Source organism: Paenibacillus sp. E194 (genome assembly GCF_000935845.1).
Taxonomy (GTDB): domain Bacteria; phylum Bacillota; class Bacilli; order Paenibacillales; family Paenibacillaceae; genus Paenibacillus_B; species Paenibacillus_B alvei_B.
Genome location: NZ_JMDX01000190.1, coordinates 1 through 11,118, shown reverse-complemented (window position 1 = coordinate 11,118; position 11,118 = coordinate 1). Strand labels below are relative to the sequence as shown.

The following is an 11,118-nucleotide window of genomic DNA, read 5'->3' as shown; positions in this document are numbered from 1 at the left end:
ATAAAGTTGATGATTACTTGACCGATGAGGAGCTGATTGGCCACGACTTCGAGCGGAGCAAGAGATACGTGTAAACTCAATTGCTTCCCAGCAATCTCTGTAGAGAGCTTCTTACATGATTCATCAATGACTGTATCGATACGGAACGTGTCCAGTTGTATTTTATAGGTACCTGATTCATATTTCGCTAATTTCAACATGTCCACGATGAGAAGATCCATCCTCTTCACTTCATTCTCCATCGCAGCAAAGTAATAATCCTTCTTGTGGTTCGCTACCCCATCCTTCAAGATCGACAGACAACTCTGGATGACACTCAGAGGTGTTTTCAATTCATGCGATACACCGGAAATGAATTCCTTGCGTATATGCTCCAATTGCTTTTCTTTTTCAATGTCATGCTGAAGCTTTTGGATATAGGAATGTAACGTGTCCGATAACTCATTAATATTGCGGGAGAGATCCCCGATTTCATCCTTTGAAGTAATCGGAAGCTTTTCAGAGAAATCCAGCTCCGTTATTTTCTTGGTCATTTGATTAATTCGCAATAAAGGTCTTGCGATACCTTTAGAATAATAGAACGAGGCCAGCAATATAAGAACCAGAACGAATACAATGAGATAAAGATAATAATCCTGGATCATCTGTACAGCTTCATCAACTGGCTGCAGGGAGGTCATTGCAAATAGATAAGCGTCCTTCCCCTCTTTGTCTTTTATAGGCAAAACAAACTGTTTATATTTGATATCATTCTCTTCGTACGTACCTTCTAATGTAGCTGCTGCCTCCTCTGCATTCTTCACCAGCAATTCCGCTTGAAATGCTCTGATTCGGTCTAAGAACAGGTGGTTCGAATAAATAAATCGTATAGCTTCATTTTTTGCAGGAAGCTTCGTTTTCGTTATGGTTCCATATAGGGAAAATATAGGGAATTTCCCAGCGCTCTTATCTCCTTCATATCCATTTGGAAAAAGCTCATGCTCTTTGTTTGCGATTTGATTATTCTCCCACGTAAGTGCGAAGTTATATATGCTCATTCGATAAGGAATAACTTCTGCCCCTTTTCTAAGGACTTGAATTACGGCGTCGGTTCCTTTTCGTAGAAATTCATGTCCTTGTCGGATTCCCTGAAAATCAGTAAAGCTATATAAAGGGATCGTGATGGTTTTGGTCGCGTAATCCCCACCGCTAATGCCATTTATTTCAATTTCAATTGAGGAGTCATCATTGCTTCCTTTAATATTGCCGAGTTGATCCAGTACAGTTACCCATGTATTATGCTCTCGATAAAATTCCTGTTCCAGCCGCTGTATCTCTACCGTGTGATTGTCTGGGTTAGCATAGTTTTGAGCGAATGCTTCAAGGCTTGCTTTCACATTCTCTACCTTTTGGTGAATATAATATTTCTTGAAAAATACGGTCTGGCCAAAATAAATGATGGCGAGGATGAGTAAACATAATGCGGTTGTTAACACAAATAATTTGAATACGATCCCTTTTTTCATGTTATCTCCTCAAATTTATAGCCAGATCGAACAACCGTTACGATGCAATCAGATTTGTCCCCTAGTTTTTGACGCAAATTCCGAATATGACTGTTGACCGTCCGTTCATCGCCTTCAAAGTCATAGCCCCATATTCTTGTTATCAATTGTTCGCGCGTGATAATAATCCCTTTGTGCTTCATTAAGTATGTTAATATTTCAAATTCAGTATGAGTTAAGCCACAGCTAACTCCGTCTACTGTAACGTTGCGAGACTGCACATAAACTGAAATGCCGCTACTAGAGATGATTTCGTTGTCCATTTCTTGCATTTGTCGGTTTTCTAGCAATCGCTTCGCTCGAGCGAGTAAGATTGGTGGGCTGTAAGGCTTGGTAACGTAGTCGTCCGTACCCAGTTCAAATCCAAGCAGTGTATCATCTTCATCGACGCGAGCGGTTAGCATAATAATCGGTACATTTGAAGTTTTGCGAATTCGACGACATACGGACCAACCATCTAATTCTGGCAGCATAATATCAAGGATAAGCAGATCCACGTTATTTTCCTGAAATAGTTGTAATGCTGCTTTGCCATCCCCTGCTTCTAGAACGTTATATCCTTCGCTACTAAAATAATCTTTCATAATTTCCCGCAATATATGCTCGTCTTCGACAATTAGAATTGTTTTTGTCATGTATTAAACCTCGTTGATTATTGTAGAGTGAATACAAGCTGATCTTACAAGAAGTTTAACCATGATCCGGTATATATTTCAACTGTTTCGTCGGGGGAATGCATAATGCAGGAACAAATAAACAATTATAAAAGTGATTGGAATACCATTTATGAAAAGGGGATTTTTCACCATGCATTCTGATTTCGAAAACGCATTTACACGAATACACCTGTTGTATCATGCGAATCAACATGCACTTACACCTGAGGAAATCCAACCTGAAATTAACAGCCACGGCTATCAATTTAGTCCACAGCAAATAAAACAAGAGCTGGATCATCTGACGAACGAAGGCTATTTAACTATAACAGCTTCCCAATATGATATTACATTAAGGGGAAAAGATGAACTTCGAGACGCTCAGCAGCATCTGGAGACATTATATCAAGAAGTCGCAAAGCAGAAAGTATAAGCAGCTGCTTATATCACAAAAACCAATCCCCCATACGGTTTGTAATAACCGGGCAGGAGATTGGTTTTGAATTAACCAAAGTTAATTACAGCAGAAGCCAGTCAACTGTCGTAGTAATTGCTTCAGCAATTGGTACACCGTATGAATCAGGAACACCTGCCATGCGAAGACCATCAAGAACAATGGTACTAATGTCTTCAGTCGCATAATCCTTTGCCGTATCGATTTTGGCTATTGCATTATCGATACCTTCAATGATTTTGCTGGAGTTGTTGGCAAAATATTTTGCTGTATCTTTATTAAGCCATTTTGCAACATTGTAGAGGACTTCACCACCAGTAGTAACAGATCCCTTAATTACACCAAGAGCACCTCTTACCAGCACACCCAATTTTCCGGAAGCTTCAACTTGTCCATCCATAACTTTAAGGGCTACTGATGTTACAGGTGCAGGTTTTGCAGCAGCAAATGCTTGTGTCGCCGGAAGTATCGCACTACAAAATAGAGCAGCGGCCATCGAAGTGATCATTAATGATTTCTTGAACAATTGGCAAACCCTCCTGGAATGAGAAAGTATGATGGAATAAATACCCATCACCGATAATGATTATAACATTCCATATTTAGACAGATGAGGTTCTGTTGAACTATTTTGTGAATTGTAAAGTAAATATTAGTGCAGAAAATTCCGTTATATTGTCGAACTAACACTACAGAGCGAATCCAGTCCACAGCATCGAAAGTCCTGAACACAAGAGGAGAACATCCAATACATATCGGAATGAGGCAATACTCATACGCTGCACCCCTTTCAGGTGTTGCGCAGTGGAACACCATGTAGGCATCTGTCATAAGTTAATAGATGTGTGATTCAATTTATGACAAAGGAGTATGCAGCACATGAATCATTTTATGTACTATGGCTGCCCACAAGCCGTATTCCCAACTCCGCATTATTATCGGAATGAAGACGTACAACGCAAGGAAACTACGGTACATCCGGAACATGTTACTTACACGGCAGCTGTGGAGCCCAAATTCACCGAGCAATTGATTCAATACAAAGGGTTGCCGATTGTCATTACGACAACTGTCGGCAAATTGGTAGGTATTCTGGATGACGTCTTCATTGATCACGTAACCCTTATCGTTCATGGAAAAAAGCATCACATCCGATTATGTGGAATCGTATATTTTGAAAAAGCGGACGAAAAATAAGCCACGAACGAGATTCAGACTTCATGACTAAGAGGATATTTAGATGAAAAAGGCAGCCGATCGTTGCTGGCCGGCCGCCTCTGTTCTCAAACTATATTTATATTTACCTAAACATCTCGGTAAATAAAATTAGGTACTACATTAATATAGATAAGCTCCGCTATCAGTTCAATAATGGTTTGGGTTACGATCACAGACGCTGCTATTGTAGCCATCTCCCCTGGCAAGGTAAGCGCAAGAGGAAGTACAACAAGCGAATTGCGTGTTCCAGCACTGAAAATAAGTGCTCTCCCCTCTGAAGGACCTATACGAAAAACAGCCGATATGATTCGTGAAATTACCGGAGAAATGATATGGAATAATACATAAATAGGTATCACAGCAATAATCACATCAAAATCCTCAACAACCCTGTCAATTTGAGAGCCAATCACCATGAAGAGCACAAGTGCCATAAGCGGGACAGGCAGCCATGCTGTAAAGTCCAGTGTTTTCATGCCGCGTGTATTTCTTCTGGCTACATATTGAATGAGTAATGCAAAGCATAAAGGAACAATAATTAAGTAAACAAAAGCTTCAACAAATGGGCCAATTCTCACGATCTCAGATGCCTCAGCACCAATGAATAGCCACAGATATATAGGCAGCATGATCATTTGGACAACAAAAAGTATTGGAGTAGACGCGAGAATTAACTTTTCATTCCCTTTGCCCAATTGAGTAAAGACAATGACATAATCGATACATGGAGTTAGAAGTACCAAGCAAACTCCAATCAGAACAGGTCCAGGCTGAGGGAAAATCTGAATTAATAGGAGTACAAGCAATGGAATTAAGATAAAATTCACAAGCAGTAAGGCCCCTATGAAGCGTCTATTCGTGAGTGCCTCCCTTAACTTCAGAAATGGAATTTGACAAAACATACTGAATAAAAGGATTGCAATCGCCAATGAAACCAAGGGTTCTAGCAAGCCTCCTAAGCGTGGACTGACTAAGCCCACTACCCCTCCCACAAGTAATGTCACTGCATACACGCCGATTTGGTTCTTTTCTAAACTTTCCCTTGAAAACACCAATACATTCTCCTTTTTATACAATTTATATCATAACCATTTTTTATATAGTTCATCATATCACTGCCTGCTATATGGTGCACAAAGTAAGTTGATCATGTATTACAAAGTTGTATAGGTTACTTTTTAGTCCCTATGTTACTACAAAGTGCGTACTTCTCTTTTTAGTCTCCATGATCAATAATCAATCTTGTCAGTATCGTTTACTGATTCATCAGTTTTTCAATTCGATGCAGAACAAATCTTAGGAGGGTTTATTCAAATGAGAAATATACTGCAAGGTAAACTAGGTTTTGGTACTGCACCGCTAGGTAATATGTACCGGAACATCCCGGAAGAAGAAGCAATCGCAACAGTAGATGCGGCTTGGGAAAGTGGCATTCGTTACTTTGACATTGCTCCTCTTTATGGATCAGGGTTGGCAGAGATTCGTCTTGGCGAAGCACTGTCGAAAAGAAATCGTGATGAGTATGTGTTGAGTACAAAAGTAGGTCGAATTATTTCGGATGAATTGGAAGATCCATCTGCACGTGATTTAGGTGAAAAAGGTGGGCTTTTCGAATTCGGCCGTAAAAATAAAATCATCAATGACTATAGCGCGGATGCAACCCTTCGCTCGATCGAGGATAGCTTGAAACGTCTACAAACAGATCGTATCGATTTTGTATATATTCATGATGTAGCGCAAGACTTTTACGGCGATATGTGGATTTCGCATTTTGAAACTGCCCGAACAGGAGCATTCCGTGCGCTTTCACGTTTACGCGAAGAAGGAGTCATTAAAGGTTGGGGACTCGGAGTAAACCGAGTAGAACCAATTGAACTCATGCTGGAATTGGAAGATGAGAAGCCAGATGTATCCTTGTTGGCTGGTCGGTACACATTATTAGACCACGAGCGTGCGCTACAACGGGTAATGCCTAGTGCTGTAAAAAATAATATGGACATTGTCGTCGGTGGCCCATATAGCTCTGGTGTTCTTGCTGGAGGTACCCACTTCGAATATCAAAAAGCATCTCCTGAAATTATGGCAAAAGTCGAAAAAATCAAAAGTATTGCAGATCGTTATCAAATCAGCATCAAGGCTGCTGCTTTACAATTTTCATTAGCTAATCCGGCAGTTGCAGCTGTCATTCCTGGTGCTAGTCGACCTGAGCGAATTGCGGAAGACAAAGCTGCATTGAACACTATAATCCCGGCAGCGTTCTGGGAAGAAGTGCGCGAACAAAAACTGGTGGCACCTGATGCACCACTACCAATCAACGTGTAATAAAAAGGAGTGTCTTAACGTCGAAATTGGCACGTTGAGACACTCCTTTTTTGCTCAAATACAAACATGATGATCACCCCATCGAATGTTACAGTGCATCTCTTATATTCGATACTGCCCACGCTTTGACACGGCAGGCAGCTTCAAGGTTTGTTTTTTTCGTATCCTGCTTTCTCAAAAGCATTCCGCATCGGGATATTTTCAACATCCGTATCAGCAAAGATTCTCCAAACTCCAATATCTTGTAATATTCTAGTTGCCCTTAAAAGCAAGTCATTAATGAATCCTTTTCCACGGAATTTAGGAATGACACCTATATAATGTATCGTTCCTTCCATCAATCCATTTTTCTCACAGTCCTTAAATACGACAGGCTGGATAAACCCCACAATTTCTCCATTATAGTAGGCCAGTTCCCACCATTCTTTTTCGTATTGGAAATATGCTGCGTCCACGTTAAAAATGCTTTCTACGAGTTCAAGATGACTCTCTGGTGTGATGTGTTTTTTATCCTCTCTATCTAAAGAATCTACAACTACTTGACTAATAATCTCTTTAAACGTGTTTTCTAATTCTGGAATTACTTTTGTAAATTCGCAGCGATCTGGCACCACTACCTTTTCCTTTGGTTCATTCCAGACAAAGGCAATTTTCTCATAGCTTGAAGACATGTATCAATTCCTCCTTAGCTTCAATAAATCTTCTTCCTCGCTACAGATGTTTGTCTTAGTTCATTAAACCATCGGCAGTATAGAACTTTATTGTTCCGGTCTAAGACTGCCGATGGCTTTATACTCAGGTCAGTCTAACACTCATTCTTCTTCGAACAATTTCTCTCCTCGATGGAGCCTCCATGCGATTGTCGCCGTATGAGGAGTCTCACGTGAGGTAGGAGCATGCGCTGCTAAATAACGGGTAACCGCAAGAATCAGTGTTTCACGGGCTTTCTCTGCGAACGTTCCCGACTCGGAAGCCCAGCGGTCATATTCTGCTACGGCCGCCTCGTACATCTGGAAGGAGTGGAATTCCGCATCCTCTCGAAGCAGCGCATGCCCCAATACATTAAATAATGGCTCCGGCTTCCCGCCGCTGCGCAGATATCGGATTACCCATTCCGCAGCCGGCGCCACCTGTTGCTGCTTGTCGAGAATCTCAAGCAGCTCGGCGGGCTGCGGCACTTCCTTGGTCGCACCAGTTGCAGACGGTCTCGGAGCCGCTGGGATGTTCAAAAACCGATCAAGGTAAATCGTAGCCGCTGTATGAAAAATTCCACGAACCAACCATGGGTCGGCGGAACGGATCAAACCTTCGTGAACAGCGTGAGCGTGCGTAAACGTGTGCAGCACCGAAATCCAGTCTCCGAAATCGTTTTGCATATGAAACCGGACAACCCGTTCAGCCGCTGCCAATGTGGCAATTTGCGAGATTCGAACCGGTGAGGCGCCATTGAGTAAAGCTTCCTTCAGCATGCTAACCGTCCTGAGCGGATCGTCTCCGAGTAGAGCAAGGAGCAGCTCCTCTTCATCGATGCCAGATTCCTCCCTGCTATCAGATGCAATCCTCTTATTAGACAGCTCCTCGAACGCTTCTTTTAATGGCTGAACCAAATTGATCGGAGACTGCCAGCTATGAAGCTCTTCGCTTCGAGATGCGCTTCCAAACATCGGAACGAGTGAAGCAAGGACATAATTACGCTGCTCTTGCCCGACATACTTCAAGCTCTCAAATGCTTTATTATGAAAATCCAGTGTATGGCCTCCGTTAATATAGAAGTGATCCGTTGCCGCCATGCTCATCATTGAGAATAATCGCTTCTCATCCGCCCCTGCCTTCACGAGAGTCAGCAGCACCCTTTCCGCGCCTTGCGTATCCCGAACTTCGATGCAATCACGATACCATTCTGTTAACCGTTCTTCGGAAACGTCTGTATTAGGGAGCGAATCGAGCAAGAAGCGGGTTCCACTTCTGGCAAAGTCGCACGCCGTATGTAGCAAGCCTTGAAATAACGCAAGAATTCGACCTTGTTTATCAAGCTTAGGTAGGATGTTGACCATCGCGGTCAGGATCGTTAATCCAGATCCCCACCCTTGCCTACGTTGTTTGACTCCTATTTCGATCCCGATTGCAGCGATTTCCGTCTCAGGAACGCCAGCTTCTATTAATCCGACTACAGCTTTGGCGATGACAAGGCCGATATTTTGCTCAATACCACTCAGAAGTCGGTCTTTATACAGTTGAACTTGATTGCCGTTCCGGGAATTCGGGTTGACCCAAATGAATCCGTCATTAACGGTTATATCGTGCACAGGTACATCATCCGCCCAAGGGTCAAGCGTTCCTCCACTGCATACGTCAAACCGCGCATGATGCCAATGACATGTCAAAATTCCATTGCACACACTTCCCATGTGAAGCGGAAAACCAAGGTGAGGGCACCGATTGTCAAGCGCATGCACTCTATCCTCGTGATAAAAAACAACGATGCCACCCTTGATTAGCTTCGATCCCCGCTCTCTCAGCTCATCTACCGTACCAGCCTGAATCCAACCATTCATGAAAACGCCTCCATTTTCAATATCAGATGACTCCCATATTTAGGATATCTTATTTCCAACACTTTTGAAACATATTTGTTTAGAAAGTCGATATTATTTTTCTATGCCTTAGGTCATAACCTTTTTCCCTAATGGAATTCTCACCATCTGTTGGCTGGAATTCTTCAATATATAAAAAAATAGACTATCGAACCGCGATAATCTATTTCCCTCTTAGCTATTTATGCTTTTTTCTCAAAGATGATTTCGAAACTCAGAGTAGTCGCCCCATGATATGGTGGGATAACTTGAACTAAGCGCCAGCCGTCCTTAGCATGTTCGTGGATGATCTCTTGCACCTTAGTTTCTACGTTTTTTTGCGACGACAACCCAATCTTTACTTTCTCAAAATGATACGTATACATGTATGTATCCTCCTCGTGAGCCCCCTGCTTGATATACTCAGTCTAACACTTTATTTTTCAGTCTAGTACTTTCATTTTTTTACATTTCTGATCACAAACAAGGGTACCTTTGAGTCGTTTAACAGCATAAAATATGTTTCATTAAATGGTTAATGTAGTCTAAATCTCATATTTTCACTTATGAAATTCGGTCAAAAATAACTTTTGCATTTGATAAGCAAGGTCAATCGCATGTTCATCCTTGCCATGTTGTAAAGTCCAGTGCAACAATACCATGGCGTTTGCCGCATACACGCCGGCCAGATATTCTATTGATACAGCTGGTGCCGTAAGTTCCTTTCCCAGAAAGGATAAACAAGTTTGATATAAAATCTTCTCGAATTCCACATGCAAATCCGCCGAAGGTACATGTACGTTTAACAGTGTGGAAATTACGGTATTTTGCTTAACCGTTTGTTCGACGATCATTTCGATAACTTCAGCCACATTCCCTTGTTTCATGGAGTCAAAACGCCGCAATATTTCTTGCTCGAATGAAGCTGCATGCTGTTGAACAAGTTTCTCCAGAAGATCGTATTTATCGATAAAATGGCTGTAAAAAGTGGATTGGCGTACATATCGTTCGATTTCGTACGTTAAGAACCTTTTTGCTTGTTGCTGGGTAAAGCCCCTTCCTTTAAGATGGCCTTGTAACAACGCAAAGGAGGGATTGTATGTTTAAACAATATGTTGCCAATGAACAATTCAATTTGCAAATCAACCGTTTTTTAAATGATTACTATCAGGATGACGAGCGGGCAAACAGCGATTTGCAAGGAATAATTCCAAGATTGAAGGACATGAACAGCTGGTATGAATCTTGGCTGGAATATGCGGTTATGCGGGAAGAACGTCAGGATTATGATCTGGCTTCCGTCTATTATCAGGCTGCTGAGTTTTATCTGAATCCGTCGAATCCGGCTAAAGAGAATATGTATCAAAAATACCGCGAGACTTTCTACAAAGGTTTCCATGATTTTGACTATGAGTCCTATCAAATTCCGTATGAACATTCCTATCTGCCAGCGATTAAATTGGTGACGCCCGGCGCCAAGCAAACGCTGCTCGTATTTGGCGGATATGATTCATACATGGAAGAAATGGTTAAGATGATGAACTTCATAAAAGGAATTCACTATAATATTATTGTCTTTGACGGTCCGGGACAAGGTACGGCACTTAAAAACGGCTTGAAATTCATTCATAACTGGGAAAAGCCGCTTTCAGCGGTTATCGATTTCTTTAAGATCGATCGCGTAAGCATCTTGGGGGCTTCATGGGGTGGTTATTTGGCGATGAGGGCCGCCGCTTTTGAGAAGCGGATCGATAAAGTGATTGCGTTCAATATTTTCTATAGCGGTCTGGATGCATTGAAGATTCGAATGCCAGAAGATGTCTGGAACAAACTAAGCACGCTTTTGGACGCCAATGAAGCTGATCAAGTTAATGCAATGATCGAAAACATGATGAAGGAAAGCATCGATTTGAGCTGGAAAGTCATAAAAGGAATGGAAAATACGGGCGAGAAAACGCCGTTCGCTATGCTCAAAAATTTCGAGAAGCATACGATGGCCGGGATCGGTTCGTTGATCAATCAAGATGTATTGCTGCTGGCTGGAGAGGATGACCAGTATGTTCCGATCAGCCGACTGCCGCAAATTCAAAATGAACTATGTAATGCGGCGTCCATCACGACGAAGGTGTTCACCAAAGAAACAGGAGGCGAGCAGCACTGCCAGGCAGGACATCGCGATTTGGCTTTCAACGAAATGATCAAATTTTTGCAAGCCTAATACTGAATTGTATCGACCCAGAGAAGCGATCGCCAACACATCAGTCAGCGATCTTAACCTTCTCAACATAATCTCGAAGTAAATTAGTTCCTTGCTGTCGAATAAACGTAAACTGTTCTTCTAGATGACGAAA

General features: G+C 42.0%; 12 protein-coding genes. 4 read left to right on the top strand and 8 right to left on the bottom strand.

The features are described 5' to 3' along the window. On the bottom strand, positions 1 to 1,505 hold a 1,505-nt coding region (locus tag AZ66_RS21485), incomplete at its 3' end, for a sensor histidine kinase (RefSeq protein WP_044356701.1). Beyond that, a complete protein-coding gene (locus AZ66_RS21480; protein WP_044356699.1) occupies positions 1,502 to 2,179 on the bottom strand; it encodes a response regulator transcription factor in 678 nt (225 codons plus the stop codon). The genes AZ66_RS21480 and AZ66_RS21485, both read right to left, overlap by 4 nt. A 172-nt stretch (positions 2,180 to 2,351) precedes the next feature. Between AZ66_RS21480 and AZ66_RS21475 the strand changes: the two genes are divergently transcribed. Next, positions 2,352 to 2,633 (top strand): hypothetical protein, encoded by a 282-nt coding sequence (locus tag AZ66_RS21475; protein ID WP_044356698.1) that lies wholly within the window; start codon positions 2,352 to 2,354, stop codon positions 2,631 to 2,633. Positions 2,634 to 2,718: 85 nt separating this feature from the next. Here AZ66_RS21475 and AZ66_RS21470 read toward each other — a convergent pair whose 3' ends face one another. Next, a complete protein-coding gene (locus AZ66_RS21470; RefSeq protein WP_052648738.1) occupies positions 2,719 to 3,180 on the bottom strand; it encodes a hypothetical protein in 462 nt (153 codons plus the stop codon). 353 nt (positions 3,181 to 3,533) lie between these two features. Between AZ66_RS21470 and AZ66_RS21465 the strand changes: the two genes are divergently transcribed. After that, entirely contained in the window at positions 3,534 to 3,851 is a 318-nt protein-coding gene (locus AZ66_RS21465; protein ID WP_044356697.1) for a DUF2642 domain-containing protein, read from the top strand. A gap of 107 nt (positions 3,852 to 3,958) precedes the next feature. Here AZ66_RS21465 and AZ66_RS21460 read toward each other — a convergent pair whose 3' ends face one another. Next, on the bottom strand, positions 3,959 to 4,927 hold the full coding sequence (locus AZ66_RS21460; RefSeq protein ID WP_197081750.1) for an arsenic resistance protein: 969 nt from the start codon (positions 4,925 to 4,927) through the stop codon (positions 3,959 to 3,961). 259 nt (positions 4,928 to 5,186) lie between these two features. Between AZ66_RS21460 and AZ66_RS21455 the strand changes: the two genes are divergently transcribed. Beyond that, positions 5,187 to 6,194 carry an aldo/keto reductase gene (locus tag AZ66_RS21455; RefSeq protein ID WP_044356694.1) on the top strand — a complete coding sequence of 336 codons (1,008 nt, stop codon included), beginning with the start codon at positions 5,187 to 5,189 and terminating at the stop codon, positions 6,192 to 6,194. Positions 6,195 to 6,337: 143 nt separating this feature from the next. Here AZ66_RS21455 and AZ66_RS21450 read toward each other — a convergent pair whose 3' ends face one another. The 4 genes from AZ66_RS21450 to AZ66_RS31540 all read right to left on the bottom strand — a co-directional run bounded on the left by AZ66_RS21450 (position 6,338) and on the right by AZ66_RS31540 (position 9,849). Beyond that, positions 6,338 to 6,865 carry a GNAT family N-acetyltransferase gene (locus tag AZ66_RS21450; RefSeq protein WP_044356693.1) on the bottom strand — a complete coding sequence of 176 codons (528 nt, stop codon included), beginning with the start codon at positions 6,863 to 6,865 and terminating at the stop codon, positions 6,338 to 6,340. Between the two features lie 141 nt (positions 6,866 to 7,006). Continuing rightward, on the bottom strand, positions 7,007 to 8,749 hold the full coding sequence (locus AZ66_RS21445) for a Rieske (2Fe-2S) protein (protein ID WP_044356692.1): 1,743 nt from the start codon (positions 8,747 to 8,749) through the stop codon (positions 7,007 to 7,009). Between the two features lie 221 nt (positions 8,750 to 8,970). Beyond that, entirely contained in the window at positions 8,971 to 9,153 is a 183-nt protein-coding gene (locus AZ66_RS21440; protein WP_044356691.1) for a DUF4177 domain-containing protein, read from the bottom strand. A gap of 174 nt (positions 9,154 to 9,327) precedes the next feature. Beyond that, complete coding sequence (locus AZ66_RS31540) at positions 9,328 to 9,849, bottom strand: TetR/AcrR family transcriptional regulator (protein ID WP_156160040.1); 522 nt, start codon at positions 9,847 to 9,849, stop codon at positions 9,328 to 9,330. Positions 9,850 to 9,866: 17 nt separating this feature from the next. Here AZ66_RS31540 and AZ66_RS21430 point away from each other — a divergent pair, with 17 nt between their 5' ends. Beyond that, positions 9,867 to 10,985: an alpha/beta fold hydrolase gene (locus AZ66_RS21430; protein ID WP_044356689.1), complete on the top strand. Its 1,119-nt coding sequence runs from the start codon at positions 9,867 to 9,869 to the stop codon at positions 10,983 to 10,985. Positions 10,986 to 11,118 lie beyond the last annotated feature (133 nt).